The following is a 21,254-nucleotide window of genomic DNA, read 5'->3' as shown; positions in this document are numbered from 1 at the left end:
GCGGCGTCAGGCCGCGTCGGACTTGATGGTCTCGACGGCCTCGTTGAAGCCGCCGCTGGTGAGGCTCGAGCCGGCGACCCGGGAGACGTCGATCTCGTCGATGTCCTTGCCGACGACGACCTCGGAGATGCCGTCGGCGAACTGGGTCTGGTAGTTGACGGAGTTCGGGTTCGTGGCCTCCGGCGTGACCGTGACGGCGGTGATGACGTCGCCCGCGAGGGTGAGCGAGACGTCGATCTCCTCCTGGCCGTTGGGCGAGGTGTAGCTGCCCTTCGCCTCGTAGGTGCCGTCCTGGTAGGTGGACGAGCCGGCGGAGTCGCCGGCCGCAGCGGTCGATGCCGGGGTCGGGGCGGCCGAAGCGGCTGGGGTCGGCTCAGCGGCCGAGCCGGAGCCGGACTCGGCCGTCGCATCGGTGGCGCAGCCGGCCAGGGCGACCGAGAGCGAGACTCCGGCGAGGGCGGAGAGGCCGATCTTCTTCTGTCGTGTGGTCATCATGTGCGCATCCTGTCGTTCGGGGCGGGGGCGGTCTCGACGGTATTCAGCGAAGCTGACAGAGCCCTATGGCGTTTCTTTGCACCTGGCCTGAGGCCGGTGTGCGAGGAGGGCTGCCGACGGCCTCATCTTTGGACAACGGGGGCCGGCGGCGAAACGTTCAGGCGCGCTTCTGCCGGCGCAGTCGCCGCAGCGTGCTGATGGTGCGCTGCTCGGGCAGGCTCCAGCCGAAGCGCACGGCCAGCAGGCGGATCAGCGTCGTGACGATCACGCAGCCGATGCCCGCGACGGTGATGTTCGAGCCCATCCCGAACGCCACCGTGAGGAAGATCGCGCCGGCGCCCGCCGCGACCGCGTAGAGCGATCCGACGTGCATCACGCCGATCGGCAGCCCCAGCAGGATGTCGCGGAGCATGCCTCCCCCCACCGCCGCGACGATTCCCACGAAGATGGCGGGCACGACGGGCAGGCCGAAGGCCAGCGCCTTGCTGGTGCCGATCGCGCAGAACAGCCCGAGGCTGACGGCGTCGAGCACCGTGACGAGCACGTTCAGGCGGGTGAACACGCGCTCGAGCAGCATGCCCAGCAGAGCCGCGACGATCGCCACGGGGATGAACCAGTTCGACTCCAGCGCCGCCGGCACCGTGTTCAGCAGCAGGTCACGGATGAGACCGCCGCCGAACCCGGCGACCACCCCGATCAGGCCGACGCCGAGCAGGTCGAGCCGCCGGTCCTTGAACTGGGCCGCGAACGACGCCCCTTGCACGCTGCCGAGACCGGTCGCCGCGAGGTCGAGCCAGAACGGCGTGACGAACTGCTCGGCGACCATGCAGCATTCCTATCACGACGGTGAGGCGCCTCGGGCGAGGCTCGAGACGGGGGGCGGATGCTCGCCCCGCGCGTCACCGGAAGGCGAGGATCTCCGGCCCCCATGCCTCGCGGATCTCACCGTCGGGGTCGTTCTCGACCCGCTCCTCGCGGTCGATGATCAGGGTGGGGCGCTCCTCTGTGTCGTAGGGGGGCCAGGGCACGGAGGGTTCGATGCCGGGCCCCGTGGCGTCCGGATCCGGGGAGTCACGATCCGCGGAGTCACGATCCGCGGCGCCGGGGAGCTCGGGCGATTCACCGTGGGCGAAGGCGATCCAGCGGCCGCGCATCCGCCCCGCCACCCGCAGCGCCTCGGCCCGCCCGCCGAGCCCGAAGACGATGTCGCGACCGCGCGGCGCGAACGAGCCGAACACGTAGGCCAGCTCCGCCGCGTGGGTGGCGCCGATGCCCGTGACGCGCAGGAGCGGGGTGGCGTGGTCGAAGCGGTACATCCAGGTGGGGGCGTGGCTGCTGTGGGCCTCCGCGAGCCAGATGCTGGGCATCCGGAACCCCGCGTCGCGCGAGACCTCGGCGGGGGTGCGCCGGCGCGGGTAGCTCGGGTAGGCGCCTGTGATGCGCGCGCCCGCCTCGTCGAAACCGGGGCTGCCGGGGTTGTCGGCGGCGATCTCGGCGAACATCTGCTCGACCTTCTCGGAGGTGATCGGCAGGAGCGGCGAGCGCATCAGCTTGAAGAACGACGACTCGTCGCGGTTCGTGCCGATGATCAGGGGGATGCGGGGCACGTGCCCGTCGCGGAACGCCGTCAGCGGGTACTCGGGCACGACCTCGTCGTCGATCACCGGGGCCATCGCGAGGGTGCCCGGCACCGCGCCCGAGACCTCGTGCACCAGCTCGGCGCCGGCATCGACCAGGTCGAAGGGGTCGAGCTCGCGCAGGCGGTGGGCGTCGCCCGGATCGATGCCGACGATGTCGAGGAAGCGGCGCGCGACCATCGCGGCGCGCTCCCGGCCGTAGACCGAGGTGACGGGCGCGCTCTGCGCGATGGCCCGGTGGAACAGGCCGGTGGTCAGCGGCGAGGCCATCAATGCGATGACGGATGCTCCGCCGGCCGATTCGCCGAAGAGGGTGACGTTGCCGGGGTCGCCGCCGAACGCGGCGATGTTCTGCTGCACCCACGCGAGGCCGGCGATCTGGTCGCGCAGGCCCACGTTCGCGTCGAAGCCGTGCCGGAACGCGGAGCCCGCCTCGGGGTTCAGGCTCGAGAAGTCGACGAAGCCCAGGATGCCCAGCCGGTAGTTGACGGTGACCACGACGACATCGCCCTCGGCCGCGAGAGTGGTGGCGTCGTAGAAGCGCTGCGCGGTCGAGCCGGCGAAGTAGCCGCCGCCGTGGATCCAGACCATGACCGGCCGGCCCGCCGCACCCGCCGGCGCCCAGACGTTGACCGTCAGGCAGTCCTCGCTGAGCGGCACCGAGGGATCGACCTCCATCGATTTCAGCACGTGCTGCGGGGCCATCGCCCCGAACGCCGTCGCATCCCGCAGCTCGTGCCAGGGTGCGGGCGGCTGTGGCCGGCGGAAGCGGCGCTCACCGGTGGGCGGCGCCGCGAACGGGATGCCCTTCCAGCTCAGCACCTCGCCGTCGCGAGCCCCGCGGACGGCTCCGGCGGCGGTCTGGCGGATGAGGGGTTCCCGGACCGCGCGCGTCATGCTCCGATGCTACTCACGCCGGCTGGGTTCGGCCGGGGCCTCGGGAGCGACCTCACCCTCGGCCCCCTCCTTCACCGCCACCGCCCGCGACGCTGCGATCGCCGCCCGACCCGACGGCAGCGCGATCGCGACCACCACGACGACCACCGTGAGCACCCCCGCCACCACGAGCAGCAGCTGCACGCTGATCACGTCGGCCAGCGGCCCGAACACGCTCATGCCGATGGGGGCGGCCAGCGCCATCACGATGCCCACGTAGCTGAACACCCGCCCGTGCTTGTCGGGGTCGACCGTCTCCTGCACCAGGGTCATGAACGGCGCCGAGAACAGCGGCACCAGCAGGCCGAAGCCGAACATGAAGCCGTAGAACACCCAGAGGTTCGGGCTCAGCCCGAGCGCCGTGGTGAACACCGCGAAGCCGAAGGTCGCGAACAGGATCAGCCCCATCCGGCTGAACCGCGCGAGCACCGTCGACACGAGGATGCCGCCGATGATCATGCCCACGCTGAACGCGAGCTCGAGCACCGTGACCATCCACACCTCGTCGCCGAAGGTGCGGGCGACCATCAGCGGGGTGATGAACGAGGGCGCCACGGTGAGCAGGAAGATGATGGCGAACACCACCAGCAGCCAGCGCACGACCTTGTGCCGCCAGATGTAGTGCAGCCCCTCGACGAGGTCGTAGCGGAAGCTCGTCTCCTTCGCCGCGATCGAGGCGAGCGTCGGCACCGTCACCAGCGCCAGCAGCCCGACGCCGATGACGGCCGTGACCACGTCGATGAAGAACACCGGCACGATGCCGAACACCCCGAACACCGCTCCCGCGGCGGCCGGGGCGAGCAGCGCCATCGCCGACTGGATGGTCTGGAACAGCCCGTTCACCCGCATCAGCTGATCGGCCGGAGCGATCTGCGGGATCATCGCCTGCACCGCCGGCGACTGCACCCCGGCGCCGATCGAGCGCACCCCGACCGCGACGAGGATGATCCACAGATCGGTCAGCCCGTTCAGCATCAGCAGGGCCAGCGCGAGCGTCGCCAGCGCGATGCTGCTGTCGGCGATCATCACGAGCACCTTGCGGTTGACCCGGTCGGCGATCACCCCGCCGAAGATCGACACGATTCCCTGCGGCAGGAAGGCGGCGAGCGCGTAGAGCGCCACCGCCAGCCCCGACCGGGTCTCGAAGGTGACGTACCACATCACCGCGTACTGCACGATCATCGACCCGAACAGCGACACCGTCTGCCCCGTGAGGAACAGACCGGCGTTCCTCTTCCAGTGCGCCGGCGCCTCGGTGGTGGTCATGTGAACAGCGTACACATGACCACCGACACCGGGGAAGACGGGGCCCGAACCCCTACACGCTGTGCCGGTGGCGGGTGCGCGGCAGCGTCGGCAGGTCGCTCAGCGCCGGCCCCTCGAGCCGCGTGCCGTCGGCGGCGAACCGCGAGGCGTGCAGCGGGCAGTCCCAGCTGCGCTCGGAGTCGTTCCACGACAGCACTCCGCCGAGGTGCGGGCAGACCGCGCTGACGGCGCAGGTGGTGCCGTCGACCGTCGAGATGCCGACGGGCCGCCCACCCGAGTTGGCGACCACGCCCTCGCCCTCGCGCGGCTGCGGCACCGGGGTCGACCGCGTCTCGGCGCCCAGCCACCCCTTGACCGTCTGAAGGCCCACGGATGCTCCTGCCGCCGCCCCCTTGGCCAGGTCGGCCGGCCGCGTGAGCCGCGTGCCCAGCACCGTCTGCCAGTGGGCCCGGTCACGCCGGGGCGTCCCGGTGAGCTCGTCGGTCAACCGGATGGCGGCCCCCGCCGAGTTCGTCAGCCCCCACTTGGCGTAGCCGGTCGCGACGTAGACCCGTCCCCGGCCGCGGGGCAGGGCGCCGACGAACGGGATCAGGTTGTGCGACTCGTAGTCCTGCGCCGACCAGGCGTGCGTCAGCCGTGCGCCCGGCCACTGCGCCTCGGTCCAGCGCTCGAGCTGAGTCACGCGCTCCTTCTCGGAGCGGTCGCCGGGCCGTCCGACCGAGTGGCCGTCGCCGCCGATGACCAGCAGCTCCGTCCCCTCGTGCGGGGCCGTGCGCACCGAGCGCGAGCCCTCCTCGGCCGAGTCGCCGACGGAGATGAACATGCCGTCCGGGAGTGCGCCGGGACGGGCATCCGGAAGCTCGAACGCCAGCCCGTAGCTGCGGAGACCCTCGACCTTCGTGAAGTAGAGGCCCCGGTCGAGGATGGGCGTCGCGGTCGCGAGCACCACCGACTGCGCCCGCAGCTCGCCGCGGCTCGTGCGCACGCGCGCCGGCTTCGAGGCGCGCACCCCGGTGACGCGGGTCTGCGTGTGGAGCACCCCGCCGGCGGCGACGAACGCGGTGGCGAGCGCCTCGAGCACGTCCATCGCGTCGAGCTGCGCCTGCTCGGGCAGGGCCACGCCGAAAGCGAAGGGGAACGGCACGTCGACGTCGTCCGGGGTCGCCAGCGACACCGGCAGCCCGGCCTCGCGCGCCGCCCGGTACTCGGCGTCGACCGTGTCGGCCGCCTTCGGGTCGGCGTGCTGGGCGTAGCTGTAGGCCGTGCGGTACTCGACCGGCACGCCCTGCTCCTCGCAGAAGCCCAGCAGCCACTCCTGCCCGTCACGGTTCATGCCGGCATAGGCCTTCAGGATGCGCGAGGAATGGTGCGAGCGGATGCTCGAGAAGCGGCTGCCCTGCAGGAGCGACACCTTCCCGGTCGTGTTGCCCGACGCCAGCGCACCGATGTCGAGGGCTTCGAGCACCACGACGCGCTTGCCGGCGCGGGCCAGCCGGAGGGCGGTGATCAGCCCGGTCAGGCCGGCGCCGACCACGGCGACGTCGTGGACGGGGGTCGGGTCGAACGGCGTCGCGACGGATGCGCGGGCGGGCCGGTCGCGCCAGAGCGAGCGTCCGGCGGGCGGCTGGGCCGAGGCACTGGGATGAGTCGGGGACATCTCCTCAGTACACTCCTCCCGCCGCCCGAAAGGTGCGTAAGTTGGAGGGGTTGCAGCTATCGACTTCCCCGAGAGGAACGGCATGTCCGACGTGAACGACCGAATCGAAGACCCCGACCTGACCGACATCGGCGCGGAGGACGTCGATCTCGACGACACCGTCAGCATCGACGAGGTGCAGGACGACGACGCGGAGGAGATCAACCCCGTGTTCGGCGACGACCAGGAGGTCATCGCCGACAACCTCAACTACGACGAGTAGCGGTCACGCGAACGGCCCCGGCCGCCCGGCTCGATGAGCGGGTGACCGGGGCCGTCGTGCGTGTGGCTGCCAGCGCGAGTGGTTGCTGCGCGCGGGCGCGGGGTGCGGGTGCGTGCAGGCCGTCAGTCGGTGCCGGCGTCGAACGCGGCGCCCTCGGAGGCCGCATCCGTCGCCCGCTCCAGCGCATCCTCGGAGTCGGACACCTGCCCGCCCTCGAGGATCGAGCTCGCCTCGCCCTGCTCGAGCTCGCCCACCAGCTCGGCCGTCGCGCCGCCGATGATGCCGGCCAGGGCGTACTGCTCGAGCCGCGCCCGCGAGTCGGCGATGTCGAGGTTGCGCATGGTCAGTTGGCCGATGCGGTCGTCGGGGCCGAAGGCGGCGTCGCCGACGCGCTCCATCGACAGCTTGCCGGGGTGGTAGCTGAGCGCCGGGCCGGTGGTGTCGAGGATCGTGTAGTCGTCGCCGCGGCGAAGACGCAGCACGACCTCGCCGGTCACGGCCGAGCCGACCCAGCGCTGGATGGACTCGCGGAGCATCAGCGACTGCGGGTCGAGCCAGCGGCCCTCGTACATCAGGCGGCCGAGGCGGCGGCCCTCGGTGTGGTAGTTCGCCACCGTGTCCTCGTTGTGGATGGCGTTCAGCAGTCGCTCGTAGGCAATGTGCAGCAGCGCCATGCCCGGGGCCTCGTAGATGCCACGGCTCTTGGCCTCGATGATGCGGTTCTCGATCTGGTCGCTGACGCCCAGCCCGTGACGGCCGCCGATGGCGTTGGCCTCGAAGACGAGCGCCACCGCGTCGTCGTACTCGACGCCGTTGATGGCGACCGGGCGGCCGGCCTCGAAGCGCACCGACACCTCCTCGGTGGCGACCTCGACGTCGTCGCGCCAGGCGGCGACGCCCATGATCGGCTCGATCAGGTCGAGCCCGGCCGAGAGCTCCTCGAGGCGCTTGGCCTCGTGGGTGGCGCCCCAGATGTTGGCGTCGGTGCTGTAGGCCTTCTCGGTGGAGTCGCGGTAGGGGAAGCCGCGCTCGACGAGCCACTCGCTCATCTCGGTGCGGCCGCCGAGCTCGCCCACGAACGAGGCGTCGAGCCAGGGCTTGTAGACGCGCAGGCGCGGGTTGGCGAGCAGGCCGTAGCGGTAGAACCGCTCGATGTCGTTGCCCTTGTAGGTGGAGCCGTCGCCCCAGATGTCGACGCCGTCCTCCTTCATTGCGCGAACGAGCATCGTGCCCGTGACGGCGCGGCCGAGCGGCGTGGTGTTGAAGTAGGTCTTGCCGCCGGAGCGGATGTGGAAGGCGCCGCACTGCAGCGCCACGAGCCCCTCCTCGACCAGGGCGGCCTTCGCGTCGACGAGGCGGGCGATCTCGGCGCCGTACTCGAGCGCGCGGCCGGGCACCTTGTCGATCTCGGGCTCGTCGTACTGGCCGATGTCGGCCGTGTACGTGCAGGGCACCGCGCCCTTCTCGCGCATCCACGCCACCGCGCAGGAGGTGTCGAGCCCTCCCGAGAATGCGATGCCGACGCGTTCGCCGACGGGGAGCCTGCTCAGAACCTTGGACATGCCCTAAATCCTATGGTCTCGCCGCACCCGCCTCGGAACGGTGTTGACTGACGGCATGAGCTCCTGGGTCGACCACGTGATGTGGTGGCATGTCTATCCGCTCGGCTTCACGGGGGCACCCGTGCGTCCCGAGGCGGGTGAGGCTGCGTCGACGGATGCTCCCCGGCACCGCCTCGGCCGCCTCGAGTCCTGGCTCGACCACGTGGTCGACCTCGGCCTGAACGGCCTCGCCCTGGGCCCCGTCTTCGCGAGCTCCACCCATGGCTACGACACCACCGATCACTTCCGCATCGACCCGCGGCTCGGCGACGAGGCCGACTTCGACCGGCTGGTCGCCGCCGCGCACGAGCGGGGAATCCGCGTGCTGCTCGACGGGGTCTTCAACCACGTCGGCCGCGCTCATCCGGCCTTTGCAGCGCTCGAGGAATCGGGACCGTCTGCCGCGACCGCGAGCCTCTTCCGCGTCGATTGGGAGGGCTGGCAGCCCGGCGACCCCGTTCGGGCCGACGTCTTCGAGGGGCACGACCAGCTCGTCGCGCTCGACCACTCCTCCCCCGCGGTGGCCGACCTCGTGGTCGAGGTCATGACGTACTGGCTCGGCCGCGGCGCCGACGGCTGGCGGCTCGACGCGGCGTACGCGGTGCCGCCGGCGTTCTGGGCGCAGGTGCTGCCGCGGGTGCGGGACGCGCATCCGGACGCCTGGTTCACGGGTGAGGTGATCCACGGCGACGCGCTCGCGATCGTGGCCGAGTCGGGGCTCGACTCGCTCACCCAGTACGAGCTGTGGCAAGGCCTCTGGCACGGCATCGCCGACGCGAACCTGTTCGAGCTGAAGCACGCCATCGAGCGCGGCAACGAGCTGCTCGAGGGCTTCGTGCCGACCACCTTCGTGGGCAATCACGACGTGTCGCGCATCGCCTCGGCGATCCCGGATGCGCGGCATCTGCCGCACGCCCTGGCCCTGCTGTTCACCCTCGCCGGCACCCCGATGGTCTACGCGGGTGACGAGTACGGGCTGCGCGCCGTGAAGGAGGAGCGGCTCGGCGGCGACGACGCGGTGCGGCCGGAGTTCCCCGACTCGCCCCCGTCGGCCGAGTCGCTGCCCTCCTCGCTGCCGGGCGCCGGACCGGATGCGCGAGAGCTCCTGGCGTTGCACGGCGAGCTGATCGCGCTGCGGCGACGGCACGCCTGGCTGCACTCGGCGCGCTCGGACGTGCTGCACGTCACGAACACGGCGCTCGTCGTGCGCACGGCCACCGGGTCGGGCGCGGTGGTGACGGCGCTGAACATCGGCGACGAAGCCGTGGCGGTGCCGGCGGGCGGCGCCTCGGCGGTGCTGGCGGGCTCGGCCTCGCTCGCGGCGGGCCGGGCGAGCCTCCCGCCGCACGGCTGGGCCGTGCTCGGCGACTGACGCCCGAGGTGGGTCAGTCCTCGGTGTGGGCGGCCGACTTGTCCTGCAGGAACTGGCAGAGAGCGGCGGCGACCGCGAGCTCGGCCACCAGGGCCTGAAGGTCGAGCGACGACAGCTCGAGAGGCTTGCTGCGCTCGCCGAGCGTCACGCTCCAGTGCGGGTCGCCCACGCTGACCGGCTGCATGTAGATCTCGGTGCCCTCGTTCTTCAACGGGACGACGACGAGGCCGGTGTCGGCACCATCGCCTCCGTGCTGCACCAGGACGTTGATGAGCTGACCCCCCTCGCGGGTGGTGCGGAACTCATCGAGCCAGGCCTCCAGGGTCTCTTTACTGCGGAACGGCATCTGCCGATGATATCGGGAGCCACCGACACCGGGGCCGGAGCTGGCCGAATTGCGTCCGCTCGCCGAGGCCTAGAGCGGGCCGACCCCGAACGCGCGCGCGAGACGGTCGATCTTCTCGGCGCGGCCGAGGCGGGGCAGGTCGCTGCCGTCGCGGATCACGCGGCCCCGCGCCTCGAAGTCGGCGAGGAAGTCGCGCGCCCAGGTCACGTCGGACTGCGTCGGGCTGATGGCCTCGTTGATCACGGGCAGCTGATCGGTGTCGAGGCAGAGCTTGCCGGTGAGGCCGAGTGCGACCGCGGTGGCCGACTGCTCGCGCAGCACGGGGTGGCTCGACGAGACGGTCGGGCCGTCGATCGGGCCGGGCAGCCCGCCGACGCGGCTGGCGACGACGAGGCGCGAGCGCGGATAGGCCATCGCGATGTCCTCGGCGCTGGTGCCGGTGTCGCGGCGGTAGTCGCCGCTGCCGAAGGCGAGCCGGAAGGCACCGCGGGCGCGGGCGATGTTCACGGCCTCCTCGATTCCGAGGGCCGACTCGATCAGCACGAGCACCGGGGTGGTGCCGCCGAGGCGGTCGAAGGTCTCGGTGACGTGCGAGGCGTCCTCGGTCTTGGCGAGCATCACGCCCTTCAGGCCCGGCAGGCCCTTGAGCTGGTCGACGTCGTCGCTCCAGAAGTCGCTGGCGCGGTCGTTGATGCGCACCCAGGCGCTGCCGCCGCCGCTCAGCCAGGCGGCGACGTCGTCGCGCGAGGAGTCCTTGTGCTTGGGGTCGATCGCGTCCTCGAGGTCGAGCACGAGCTGGTCGGCGCGTGAGCGGGAGGCGCGGTCGAAGTCCTCGGTTCGCCGGGCCGACAGCAGCAGCCACGAGCGCGAGATCTCGGCGGGCACCTCGTGCCGCTCGGCGGCGGGCGCGGGCGCGCTGGTCGGCGTGGTCGTGGTCTCTGACGTCATGGTGCTTCTCTCTTCATCGACAGGCTGCCCCTCAACCCTACGGTCCCCCGCCCCACCTCCCGAATTGCGTGCATAACGAACGCAAGGGGCGAACGCGGGGTCACCCCCGCATCCGCCCCTCACACCCGCCGCCGCGACCGCGAACCACCGCGCCCACTCGACCGCACCGACGTCACCGTCCCAACTCGCCCCCGAAGGGCGCGAGTAACACGGTGGCGCCAAGCCGCGAGGCCTCCGGCCTCGCCCGGCCGCGCGCGAAGCGCGCAGCCGCCGCTCGAGCGCCCGGCGCGACGCAGTCGCACCGGGCCCTCGAGCTTGCAGCTAGTGAGTCGGGGAGCCCCCCGTGACCGCGATCGTCTCGCCCACGACGTAGCTCGACTCCTGCGAGGCGAGGAACACGAAGGCCGGTGCGAGCTCGACCGGCTGGCCGGCGCGGCCCATGGGGGTCTCGCTGCCGAACTGCTCGATCTTCTGGTTCGGCACGAAGGCGGGCTGCAGCGGCGTCCAGACGGGGCCGGGGGCCACGCCGTTGACGCGGATGCCGCGCTCGATCAGCTGCTGCGCCATGGCCCGGGTCCAGTTGGCGATGCCCGCCTTCGAGACCGCGTACTCGGCGAGCGAGGGCGACGGCACGAAGCCCTGGATGCTCGACGTGGTGATGATCGACGCGCCCGGCTTCAGGTGCGGCGAGGCGGCCTTCGTCAGCCAGAACAGCGGGTAGATGTTGGTCTTCAGCACGTGGTCGAGGGTCTTCGTCTCGAAGTCGTCGATGCTGTCGACCGTGGGCATGGTGCCGGCGTTGATGACCAGGATGTCGAGGCCACCGAGGCCCTCGACGGCGTCGGCGACGACCTGCTGGTCGACGGCCTCGTCCTGCAGGTCGCCCGGCAGCAGCACGGCGGTGCGGCCCTCGGCGCGGATCAGCTCGGCGACCTCCTCGGCCTCCGCCTGCTCCTCGGGCAGGTAGCTGAGCGCGACGTCGGCACCCTCACGGGCATAGGCGATGGCAACTGCGCGGCCGATGCCGGAGTCGGCTCCGGTGACCAGCGCCTTGCGGCCGGGCAGGCGTCCGGTGCCGACGTAGGTGGTCTCGCCGTGGTCAGGGGCCGGGTCCATCTTGCGGTGATCGCCGGGACCGCTCTGCTGCTGCGCGGGGAACGGCGGGCGGGGGTACTGGCTGGTCGGATCCTGGGGCGTGTACATGGTCTCGGACATGCGCGTCACGCTACGACGGTCGAGCCGATCGCGCGCGGGGCTTGCAGGTGCCTGACAGTCGGCGTACTCACGGGCGCGAAGCGATGCCGCGCGGCTCGGGCAGGGCCATGATCGAGAGCGATGACACCCTCACCGGCCGACGCCGCGCCCCAGCTCGCCACCCGCTACGTCGACCTGCGCGACTACGCTGCCATCGGTGACGGCCGCACGGTCGCCCTGATCGCCCTCGACGGGCAGGTCGACTGGATGCCCGTGCCGGCCCTGCACTCGCCCCCCGTCTTCGCGGCCCTCGTCGACGGCCCGGCCGGCGGTCGCTTCGAGCTCCGCCCCGTGGACGACTTCACGAGCGAGCGCGCCTACGTCACCGGCACGAACGTGCTGCAGACGACCTTCACCACCGCGACCGGCGTGGTGCGGGTGACGGATGCCCTGGTCACCGGTGTGGCCGGACGGCTGCCCTGGCTCGAGCTCGCCCGCCGGATCGAGGGGCTCGAGGGGTCGGTGCCGATGCGGTGGGCGGTCATTCCGGGAGCCGTGTTCGAGGGGCTGGAGGACGACGGGGCGGGGCTGGACGACGAGGACGAGGGCAGCAGCGCGGACGGCAGCGACATCCCCGGGGTCAAGCGCGTCGACACCGTGCACGGCCCCATCCTGCGCGTCGGCCAGATCGACCTCGTGCTGGTCGGCAGCGAGCACGGCCGGCTCGACCCCTCCGAGCCGGGCGACGGGTTCCCCGAAGGCCCGCTGTCGTTCTACGGGGCCTTCACCGCCTCGTCCGGGTCGCGGCACCTGCTGACGCTCTGCGGCACCGACGACGAGCCGATCCACGTGCCGGTGCCGGAGAACGTCGACCGCGGCATCGACCGCTCGATCGAGAGCTGGCAGGCCTGGACCCGCGAGTTCGACGGCCCGGACGGCGATGAGGACGACGAGTGGACCGACGTCGTGCAGCGCAGCGCCCTCGCCCTCAAGCTGCTCATCTTCAGCCCCACCGGCTCGATCGCGGCCGCCGCCACCTCGGGCCTGCCCGAGAACCGCACCGGCGGCAAGAACTACGACTACCGCTTCGCCTGGGTGCGCGACCTGGCCTACACGGTCGGAGCGCTCGTCGAGTTCGGGCTGCGCGAGGAGACGCACGCGGCGGTGTCCTGGGTGCTGAAGACTCTGAAGCAGTACGAGGGCGAGCTGCACATCTTCTTCCGCCTCGACGGCTCACTGCCGGGCCGGATGCACGACGCCCCCGCCGAGGGCTGGCGCGGCATCGGCCCCGTCCGCGTCGGCAACGACGCCAGCGACCAGCTGCAGCTCGGCGTCTACGCCGACGTCGTGGGCATCATGGCGCGCTACGTGGATGCGGGCAACATCCTCGACGAGCGCACCAGCGAGCTCATCGTCGCCTTCGCCGACGCGGCCTGCCACGACTGGCCGAAGAAGGACTCGGGCATGTGGGAGCTTCCTGAGGAGGAGCACTACGTCTCGAGCAAGGTCGGCTGCTGGCAGGCGATCACCGACGCGTTGCACCTCGCCGAGATCGGCGAGATCAAGCCGAGCGAGGACGACCTGTCGCACTGGCGGAAGAACCGCCGCCTGATCGAGGAGTGGGTCGCGGAGCACGGCTGGAGCGAGGAGCGCGGCGCCTACCTCATGCACCCGGGCAGCGACCGGCTCGACGCGTCGATCCTGCTGCACGCCGACCGCGCCTTCGGGCCGCGCTCGCGCATGGACGCCACCATCGCCCGCATCGACGAGGAGCTCTCGGCCGGCCCGCTGCTCTACCGCTACAGCGGTGTCGACGAGGAGGAGGGCACCTTCGTGGCCTGCGCCTTCTGGCTCACCGAGGCCCTGGCCCGCACGGGGCGGGTGGCCGATGCGACCGAGCGGATGCGCGCCCTGCTCCCCCTCGCCAATGACGTCGGGCTCTACTCCGAGATCATCGCCGCCGACGACCACGCGTTCCTCGGCAACCTTCCGCAGGGGCTGAGCCACCTGGCGCTGATCAACGCGGCGCTGTCGATCCGCTCGGCGTCGTCATCCGAGTCGTCGTCGTCGGAGTGAGGTGCAGCCTGCGTCTCGGCCGGGGCTGACTCTCAGCCCTGCGCGATGGTGAGACTGCCGAAGCCCTGGGTGATGAGGTTCTTCGCCAGGTAGATCGGCTTGCCGTCGAGCAGCACGTTGTGCGTCAGCACCAGCACCGGGGCCTTCGCCGGCAGGCCGATGGAGCGGCCGCGCTCGGCGCCGGCCCGGCCGACCGAGACGTCGTAGACGGCCGGCCCGAGGCGGCCGCCCAGCACGTCCATCACGGCCGCGAGGAGGCTCCGGCCCTCCGTCTCGAGCTCGGGCAGCCGGGCCGCGAGCTCCGGGCTTCGCTCGGCCAGCACCGCTCCGGCGGGAAGCACCTCGAGCATCTGGGCCACCGGCTCGCCGTCGCGCTTCAGCACGTTCTCCTGCACCCAGGTGTCGTCGTCGGCCCCGAGCTGCAGTCCGCGGGTGATGAAGTCGCTCGTCGGCTGCAGCTCGTGCAGCGTGCGCACCACCTCGATGGCGCTGTCGCCGGTCGCGGCGATCGCCTCGAGCGGGCGCAGCTGCTCGAGGCCGACCTGCGGCAGCGCTTCGGCGACGAAGCGGCCGATGCCCCGCCGTGTGCGGATCAGGCCGTCCTCCTCGAGCAGCATCAGCGCCTCGCGCACCACCGTGCGGCTGACCCGGAGGGCCACGCCGAGATCGGCCTCGTTCGGCAGCAGCGAGCCGAGCTCGACCCTCCCGCCACGGATCGCCTCGGCCAGCGAGGAGTACACGGCGACCCGCAGCGGCTGGCCCGTGGGCACCACGAGCGGGTCGAGCCGGAGGGTGGTGACTGCAGCTGCCATGGACGTTCTCCTCGTCGCGCGGACGTCGGTGCCGATCATCCGTCGGTCATTGACGCCGACTCGGATGTATAACATCATACTCACTCAGACAGGGAGACACCATGGCAACGACAGCGGTCGACAAGAACTCGGTCGGACTCGGCGAACGGCAGTACCACATCGGGATCGCACCGGGCGAGGTCTCGACAGTCGCCCTGCTGCCCGGCGACCCCTTCCGGGTGCCGATGATCGCGGAGTTCCTGACGGACGTGAAGACCGTCGCGCACCAGCGGGAGCACCTCACCATGACCGGGCTCTACAAGGGGCGGCTGATCACGGCGACCTCCACCGGAATGGGCTGCCCGTCGACCGCCATCGCGGCCGAGGAGCTGATCCGGGTCGGCGTCACCTCGCTCATCCGCGTGGGCTCGTCGGCCGGCCTGCAGACGGGCATCCGCCCCGGCGACCTGCTCGTCAGCGAGGGCACGCTGCGGAACGACGGCACGACGGCCGCCTACGCGCACCCGGGCTACCCCGCCGTGCCCGACCTGCAGATCGCGACGAGCCTCGCGGAGACCGCACGGTCGCTCACCGCGGGCACCTCGACCACGGTGCACTCCGGCCTGAACGTCAGCGATGACGCGTTCTACGCCGAGACGCCGGAGTGGATCGCCGAACTGAACGGCCTGGGCATCCTGAACGTCGAGATGGAGAGCTCGGCCCTGTTCGTCGTCGCGCGACTGCGCGGGGTGCGGGCCGGGATGATCTGCGCGGCGTCGAGCAACCTGCACGACGGGACGAGCCTGTACGACGGCGTCAAGGAGGCGCTGGCGGCGGGATGGATGACGAGCATCGAGGCCGCGCTCGAGACCGCGGTGCGGCTGGAGCTGTGAGATCTCGGCTTGCCCGTAACACCGTCGACACATTGGACGTATAACATCCAACTTCATACCCGCTCCACCCCCCGAGGAGAGAACCGATGAGCCCCGCACCTCTGTACGTCGACTGCGACACCGGCATCGACGACGCCCTCGCGCTCGGCTGGCTGGCCGCGTCGCCCGAGGTCGAGGTGGTGGGAGTCGGCACCGTGAGCGGCAACGTGTCCGCCGCCCAGGGCGCCCGCAACACGATCGACGTGCTCGCGCTCGCCGGCCGGTCCTGGCCGGTCGCGGTCGGCGCGGCCGAGCCGTCGGACGGCGGGTTCACCCGGTCGGGCTTCGACGGAGGTGCCACGCACGTGCACGGGCCGTCGGGGCTCGGCGGCTTCTCGGCGCCCCGCGCCGCCGGCACCCCTCTCGACGTCGACGCCGCCGAGCTGCTGATCTCGCTGGCCCGGGAGCACGGCGGAGAGCTGCACATCCTGGCCGTCGGCCCGCTGACCAACCTCGCCGAGGCCCTGCGTCGGGAGCCAGCACTGCCCTCCCTGATCGCCGAGGTCACGATCATGGGCGGCGCGGCGCTCGTGCCCGGCAACATCTCGCCCGTCACCGAGGCCAACATCGGCAACGACCCCGAGGCGGCCCAGGCCGTGCTCTCGGCACCATGGCCGGTCACGCTCGTGCCGCTCGACGTGACGCTGGCCCATCCGCTCGACGAGGCCGGCCGCCACCGGCTGCTCGACTCGGGACGGCCCCTCGCCTCCGCGCTCGGCGAGATGCTCGACTTCTACTTCGACTTCAACTCCACGTTCTACGGCGAGCGCCGCTCGGCGCTGCACGACCCCCTCGCGGCGGCCATCGCCACCGGCACGGTGCGCCCCTCGGTGGCGCCGCGGGTGCACGTCGAGGTCGACACCACCGACGGGCCCGGGCGGGGTCAGACGATCTGCGACCTGCGGGGCCGCTTCCTCGGCCACCCGGACCAGCCCGGTGCACACGTGCGGGTGGTGCTCGAACTCGGCTCCGACTTCGCGCCCGTGCTGCTCGACCGGCTGCTGGAGGTGTGACGTGCTGATCGATCTGCACTCCCATCTCGAGGGGCGGCTGCGCCCGTCGACGGCCGCCGAGCTCGCGGGGGCGGCCGGCCTGTCGCAGCCTCCGGCGGGGTGGGCGGATGCTCTGCAGCTCACCGGCCCGGCCGACCTCACCGTCTACCTGCAGAAGGTGGCGTCGAGCTACCCGTTCTTCCGGCGCCGGGAGATGCTCGCCCGGATCGCCCGCGAGGCGGTGGAGGACGCGGCCGCCGACGGCGGGGACTACCTCGAGCTGCGCTTCGGGCCGGCCACCCACGTCTCCGACTCCCTGCCCCTCGACGAGGTCGTGGCGGCGGTCTGCGAAGGTGTCGCCGACGGCGTCGCCCTGACGGGCATGCCCGCGGGCGTCGTGGTGGCCGCGCTGCGGCACCACTCGCCCTCGGTCAACGAGGAGGTCGCGGCGAGCGCCGCGCGCTTCGCCGGACGCGGCGTCGTCGGCTTCGACCTGGCCGGCGACGAGCTGCTCTTCCCCGCGCTGGAGCCGCACGTCGACGCCTTCCGCCTCGCTCGGGCCGCCGGGCTCGGGCTCACCTGCCATGCTGCCGAGTCGGCGCCCGGCCACGCCGCGCGGTCGGCGGTCGAACTGCTCGGCGTCAGCCGGATCGGGCACGGGGCGCACCTCGCGAGCGACCCCGAGGCGCTGGCCTGGATCGTCGAGCAGGGCATCGTGATCGAGATCTGCCCGACGTCGAACTGGTACACCGGGGCCATCCCGTCGGTGGACGCGCATCCGGCGGGACTGTTCGCCCGCGCGGGCGCGGCCCTCGCGCTCGGCGACGACAACCCCGTGCAGACCGGGTCGCCGCTCTCGGCCGAGCGGGCACTGCTCGGCCCGACCCTCGGCTTCACGGCCGCCGACCTCGAGCGGCTCGACCGCACCAGCGCGTCGGCGGTCTTCGCCGACGACTCGGTGCGGGCGGGGCTGATCGCGGCGGCGGGACGAGGGCGATAGGCCCTCGTCCCTCCCAGCACCACGGCACCACGCACCACGCATCACGCATCACCGCACCACGCATCACCTGCAGCACCGATCAGCTCCACCCGCACCACCTGCACCGTTCCGACACCGCATCAGCGAACCTGGAGATCACGATGACCCTCACCACGAGAACCCGCTTCCTCGGCTTCGGCTCCGTCACGGCCGCCGCCGCCCTCGTACTGGCGGGCTGCGCCAGTGCACCCGAGACGGAGGCGGGAGCATCCGGAACCGCCGCCGGCGACTTCCTGCCGTGCGCCGTCTCCGACCTGACCGGGTTCAAAGACGGCCAGTTCAACGAGCTCACCTACGACGGCGTCGCCCAGGCCGCCGACGAGCTCGGCGTCGACACCCGCACCGCCGAGTCGACCTCGGAGGACCAGTACGCCGGCAACATCTCGGCCATGGTGAACGAGGACTGCAGCCTCATCGTGACCGTCGGTTTCGCGCTGGCCGCCGCCACCCGTGACTCGGCCGCCGAGAACCCCGACATCGACTACGCCCTGATCGACTCGACCGTCTCCGACGACGACGGCACGCCGGTCGAGGTCGACAACGTCAAGCCCGTGCTCTTCGACACCGCCCAGGCCGCCTACCTCGCCGGATACCTCTCGGCCGCCGCCTCGAAGACCGGCGTCGTCGGCACCTACGGCGGGATGCCGTTCCCCTCGGTCACCGTGTTCATGGACGGGTTCGTCGACGGCGTCGCGAAGTTCAACGAGGCGCACGGCGCGTCGGTCAAGGTGGTCGGCTGGGACAAGGCGGCCCAGGACGGCCTCTTCGTCGGCAACTTCGACGACCAGGTGCAGGCCAAGACGCTGAGCGAGGGCCTGCTCGACCAGAACGTCGACGTGATCATGCCGGTGGCCGGTTCGCTCTTCCTCGCGTCGATCGAGGCGATGAAGGACCGGGGCGTCGACGGCGCCATCCTCGGCGTGAACAACGACGCCTACGAGGCCGAGCCCGAGGGCGCTCCCTACTACCTGACGTCGGTGCTGAAGAACCTGACGACCGCCGCCTCCGAGGTCACGACGGCTGCGGGCGCCGGCGACTTCGACAGCACCCCCTACGTCGGCACCCTCGAGAACGACGGCGTCGGCATCGCGCCGCTGCACGACTGGGAGAGCCGGATCGACCCGTCGGTGATCGCCGAGCTCGACCAGCTGAAGGCGGACATCATCGCCGGCACCGTCGTCGTCGAGTCGCCGTCGTCGCCCTCGCAGGGCTGACGCCCTTCTCCACCGAACGCCTGAAGGGTCCTCTGCTCGTCGCGCAGGGGACCCTTTCGGAACGTCAGGGGCGCGCTTCGTGGTGGCGGCGGCCGTGGGTGCGGCGGTCCTCCTTCATCTCCGCCTCGAAGAGGTGGCGGCGGCCCTCCGCGAGCTGGTCGCGGGCGTCGCGCTCGGCGGCCTTGAAGGCGGCGTAGTAGTCGTCGTCGAAGTCCTCGACGATCTGGAAGGTCCAGCGGCCCTCGATGACGTTGCGTCCGACGATCTCACGCTCGATCCGCTCGGCCAGCTCCTCGTGGCCCGCGTCGCGCAGCAGCCCGACGGCCTCACCCAGCGCGAGGTCGGCCTTGCCGGTCATCCGGTGGAAGCCGTAGAGGAATCCGCGGGCCTGCTCCACCACCTCGAGCGCCTCCGACAGCTTGCCGAGCGCCTCGACGGTGGCGTCGTCGACACCCTCGGGGCGACGGTGGGCCGCATCGGGCCCGCTGTCGCGGTCGGCGAGGTCGGGCATCCGTTCGTCTCTCTGCTCACTCATGCTTCGAGCTTGCCCCGATGACGGATGCGCGACCACCGGCTCGCGCGGCCGACGCGCGACGCGGCCGGACGCGGCCTCACGCGGCCTGACGCACCGGTCAGATGTAGATGCCCGGGTCGAGGTAGAAGGCGGGGTCGGTGAGGGAGCCGGGGCCGGTCGAGGCGTGCTGCGAGAGGTCGCGGGCCGGGATGCCGACGAGGATGGCGCCGGCGGGTGCATCCTTCACGACGACTGCTCCTGCACCGACGCTCGAGTCGGAGCCGATGTGCACAGGCCCGAGGATGGTCGCCCCCGCGCCGACCGTCACGCGATCGCCGAGCGTCGGATGCCGCTTCTCGCGCCGGGTGCTCTTCCCGCCCAGGGTGACGGCGTGGTACAGCATCACGTCGTCGCCGATCACCGCGGTCTCGCCGATGACGACGCCCATGCCGTGGTCGATGAACAGGCGGCGCCCGATGCGGGCCCCGGGGTGGATCTCGACCCCGGTGAGGAACCGGGCGAACTGCGACAGCAGCCGCGCGGGCAGCCGGAGACCCGGGCTGCGCCACCACCGATGCGCGACCCGGTGCACCCACACCGCGTGCACACCCGGGTACGCCAGCACGATCTCGAGCCCCGACCGCGCCGCCGGGTCGCGCAGCCGCGCCGCCCGCACGTCCTCCCGCAGCCGTGCCCGTACGCGCGCGATGCCGCCCGCGGGCAGGGCCGCCCGGTCGCGCCCGACTCGGCCGCCGCTCTCGCGCGCACCGTCCGCCGGCGGCACCGCCGACGGGTCACGCCCGGCCCAGCCGCCCGCCGGGCGTGCATCGTTCCCCGGCGGCAGCGCCGACCGGTCGCTCACCCCTCGCCTGCCCGCGGCCCGCGCGTCAGTCGCCGAGTCCGGCCCAGAGGGGCGTCGAGATGTAGCGCTCGCCCAGGTCGCAGACGATGGCGACCACGGTCTTGCCCGCGTTCTCGGGACGCTTGGCGACCTCGAGGGCCGCCCACATGATGGCACCCGACGAGATGCCAGCCATGATGCCCTCCTCGCTGGCGAGCTCGCGCCCCACCCGCAGGGCGTCGTCGAGGGAGACGTCGATGATCTCGTCGTAGACCTCGCGGTCGAGGATGTCGGGCACGATGTTCGCGCCGATGCCCTGGATCTTGTGCGGGCCGGCGGTGCCCTGCGTGAGCAGGGGCGAGTCGAGCGGCTCCACGCCCACGACCTGCACGCCCGGCTTGCGCTGCTTCAGCACCTGGCCGACGCCCGTGATGGTTCCGCCGGTGCCGATGCCCGCGACGAAGATGTCGACGGCGCCGTCGGTGTCGTCCCAGATCTCCTCGGCGGTGGTGGTGCGGTGGATCTCGGGGTTCGCGGCGTTCTCGAACTGGCGCGCGAGGATGGAGTTCGGGGTGGCGTCGACGATCTCGTGCGCCTTCGCGAGCGCACCGCGGATGCCCTCGGGGCCGGGGGTGAGAACGATCTCGGCGCCGTACGCCCGCATCACGACGCGACGCTCGGTCGATGCCGTCTCGGGCATGGTGATGACGACCTTGTAGCCGCGCGCGGCGCCGACCATGGCCAGCGCGATGCCGGTGTTGCCGCTCGTACCCTCGACGATGGTGCCCCCGGGCTTCAGTTCGCCGGACTTCTCGGCGGCGTCGATGATGGCCACACCGATGCGGTCCTTCACGCTGTTGGCGGGGTTGTAGAACTCGAGCTTGCCGAGCACCGTGGCGTCGATGCCCTCGGTGAGCCGGTTGATGCGGACGAGCGGGGTGCGGCCGACGAGCTGGGTGACGTCGTCGTAGATGCGAGCAGCCATGGGTACCGTCTTTCTGGGAGCTTCTGGAGCGTGAACTGGTCGTGGAGCGTCGCTGCCAACTCTAGTTCGCCAGGCTCCGCGGAGCCCGAATGTTGCGGCGGCTGCACGCCGGTGCCGGCGGAGAGCGCCGACCGAGCATCCTGAACCGACGACGAA

The 21,254-nt window shown here is 71.8% G+C and carries 20 protein-coding genes; 7 read left to right on the top strand and 13 right to left on the bottom strand.

What is annotated here, in order from left to right; translation table 11 throughout:
• Positions 1-6 precede the first annotated feature (6 nt).
• The 5 genes from HQQ85_RS13555 to HQQ85_RS13535 form a co-directional block, all read right to left on the bottom strand.
• A complete protein-coding gene (locus HQQ85_RS13555; protein ID WP_371741902.1) occupies positions 7-495 on the bottom strand; it encodes a hypothetical protein in 489 nt (162 codons plus the stop codon).
• Positions 496-652: 157 nt separating this feature from the next.
• Positions 653-1,321: a trimeric intracellular cation channel family protein gene (locus HQQ85_RS13550; protein ID WP_173183085.1), complete on the bottom strand. Its 669-nt coding sequence runs from the start codon at positions 1,319-1,321 to the stop codon at positions 653-655.
• Between the two features lie 73 nt (positions 1,322-1,394).
• Positions 1,395-3,029, bottom strand: a complete 1,635-nt coding sequence (locus tag HQQ85_RS13545; RefSeq protein WP_173183084.1) for a carboxylesterase/lipase family protein — start codon at positions 3,027-3,029, stop codon at positions 1,395-1,397.
• A 9-nt stretch (positions 3,030-3,038) separates the two neighbouring features.
• Positions 3,039-4,334: an MFS transporter gene (locus tag HQQ85_RS13540; RefSeq protein ID WP_173183083.1), complete on the bottom strand. Its 1,296-nt coding sequence runs from the start codon at positions 4,332-4,334 to the stop codon at positions 3,039-3,041.
• Between the two features lie 52 nt (positions 4,335-4,386).
• Positions 4,387-5,991 (bottom strand): FAD-dependent oxidoreductase, encoded by a 1,605-nt coding sequence (locus HQQ85_RS13535; protein ID WP_173183082.1) that lies wholly within the window; start codon positions 5,989-5,991, stop codon positions 4,387-4,389.
• A gap of 82 nt (positions 5,992-6,073) precedes the next feature.
• Between HQQ85_RS13535 and HQQ85_RS13530 the strand changes: the two genes are divergently transcribed.
• Entirely contained in the window at positions 6,074-6,253 is a 180-nt protein-coding gene (locus HQQ85_RS13530; protein WP_173183081.1) for a hypothetical protein, read from the top strand.
• A gap of 122 nt (positions 6,254-6,375) precedes the next feature.
• Here the strand turns inward: HQQ85_RS13530 and argG are convergent, their stop codons facing one another.
• The gene (argG, locus tag HQQ85_RS13525) at positions 6,376-7,815 is read right to left on the bottom strand and encodes an argininosuccinate synthase (RefSeq protein ID WP_173183080.1); all 1,440 of its coding nucleotides are present in this window, start codon (positions 7,813-7,815) and stop codon (positions 6,376-6,378) included.
• Between the two features lie 55 nt (positions 7,816-7,870).
• Between argG and HQQ85_RS13520 the strand changes: the two genes are divergently transcribed.
• Positions 7,871-9,226 (top strand): alpha-amylase family glycosyl hydrolase, encoded by a 1,356-nt coding sequence (locus HQQ85_RS13520; RefSeq protein WP_173183079.1) that lies wholly within the window; start codon positions 7,871-7,873, stop codon positions 9,224-9,226.
• Positions 9,227-9,239: 13 nt separating this feature from the next.
• On the opposite strand, the gene HQQ85_RS13515 is transcribed toward HQQ85_RS13520, so the two are convergent.
• The 3 genes from HQQ85_RS13515 to HQQ85_RS13505 form a co-directional block, all read right to left on the bottom strand.
• Entirely contained in the window at positions 9,240-9,572 is a 333-nt protein-coding gene (locus HQQ85_RS13515; protein ID WP_173183078.1) for a hypothetical protein, read from the bottom strand.
• A 69-nt stretch (positions 9,573-9,641) separates the two neighbouring features.
• Positions 9,642-10,520, bottom strand: a complete 879-nt coding sequence (locus tag HQQ85_RS13510; RefSeq protein ID WP_173183077.1) for a CoA ester lyase — start codon at positions 10,518-10,520, stop codon at positions 9,642-9,644.
• A gap of 321 nt (positions 10,521-10,841) precedes the next feature.
• Complete coding sequence (locus HQQ85_RS13505; protein WP_173183076.1) at positions 10,842-11,735, bottom strand: SDR family oxidoreductase; 894 nt, start codon at positions 11,733-11,735, stop codon at positions 10,842-10,844.
• A gap of 120 nt (positions 11,736-11,855) precedes the next feature.
• On the opposite strand from HQQ85_RS13505, the gene HQQ85_RS13500 reads away from it, so the two are divergent.
• Entirely contained in the window at positions 11,856-13,790 is a 1,935-nt protein-coding gene (locus HQQ85_RS13500) for a glycoside hydrolase family 15 protein (RefSeq protein ID WP_173183075.1), read from the top strand.
• A 32-nt stretch (positions 13,791-13,822) separates the two neighbouring features.
• Here HQQ85_RS13500 and HQQ85_RS13495 read toward each other — a convergent pair whose 3' ends face one another.
• Positions 13,823-14,602: a GntR family transcriptional regulator gene (locus HQQ85_RS13495; RefSeq protein WP_173183074.1), complete on the bottom strand. Its 780-nt coding sequence runs from the start codon at positions 14,600-14,602 to the stop codon at positions 13,823-13,825.
• 101 nt (positions 14,603-14,703) lie between these two features.
• On the opposite strand from HQQ85_RS13495, the gene HQQ85_RS13490 reads away from it, so the two are divergent.
• The 4 genes from HQQ85_RS13490 (at position 14,704) to HQQ85_RS13475 (ending at position 18,758) form a co-directional block, all read left to right on the top strand.
• Positions 14,704-15,474, top strand: a complete 771-nt coding sequence (locus tag HQQ85_RS13490; RefSeq protein WP_173183073.1) for a nucleoside phosphorylase — start codon at positions 14,704-14,706, stop codon at positions 15,472-15,474.
• An 86-nt stretch (positions 15,475-15,560) separates the two neighbouring features.
• On the top strand, positions 15,561-16,526 hold the full coding sequence (locus tag HQQ85_RS13485) for a nucleoside hydrolase (protein ID WP_173183072.1): 966 nt from the start codon (positions 15,561-15,563) through the stop codon (positions 16,524-16,526).
• A 1-nt stretch (position 16,527) separates the two neighbouring features.
• Complete coding sequence (gene add, locus HQQ85_RS13480; RefSeq protein WP_173183071.1) at positions 16,528-17,505, top strand: adenosine deaminase; 978 nt, start codon at positions 16,528-16,530, stop codon at positions 17,503-17,505.
• Positions 17,506-17,645: 140 nt separating this feature from the next.
• A complete protein-coding gene (locus HQQ85_RS13475; protein WP_173183070.1) occupies positions 17,646-18,758 on the top strand; it encodes a BMP family protein in 1,113 nt (370 codons plus the stop codon).
• 64 nt (positions 18,759-18,822) lie between these two features.
• Here the strand turns inward: HQQ85_RS13475 and HQQ85_RS13470 are convergent, their stop codons facing one another.
• The 3 genes from HQQ85_RS13470 to cysK form a co-directional block, all read right to left on the bottom strand.
• Positions 18,823-19,293, bottom strand: coding sequence for a hypothetical protein (locus tag HQQ85_RS13470; RefSeq protein ID WP_254069461.1), 471 nt, complete (start codon positions 19,291-19,293; stop codon positions 18,823-18,825).
• Positions 19,294-19,390: 97 nt separating this feature from the next.
• Complete coding sequence (gene epsC / locus HQQ85_RS13465; RefSeq protein WP_173183900.1) at positions 19,391-19,981, bottom strand: serine O-acetyltransferase EpsC; 591 nt, start codon at positions 19,979-19,981, stop codon at positions 19,391-19,393.
• A gap of 178 nt (positions 19,982-20,159) precedes the next feature.
• A complete protein-coding gene (gene cysK, locus HQQ85_RS13460) occupies positions 20,160-21,098 on the bottom strand; it encodes a cysteine synthase A (RefSeq protein ID WP_173183069.1) in 939 nt (312 codons plus the stop codon).
• Positions 21,099-21,254 lie beyond the last annotated feature (156 nt).

This window comes from Herbiconiux sp. VKM Ac-2851, assembly GCF_013205105.1.
In the GTDB taxonomy this organism is placed as follows: domain Bacteria; phylum Actinomycetota; class Actinomycetes; order Actinomycetales; family Microbacteriaceae; genus Herbiconiux; species Herbiconiux flava.
This window is presented reverse-complemented; position numbering and strand designations above follow the sequence as displayed.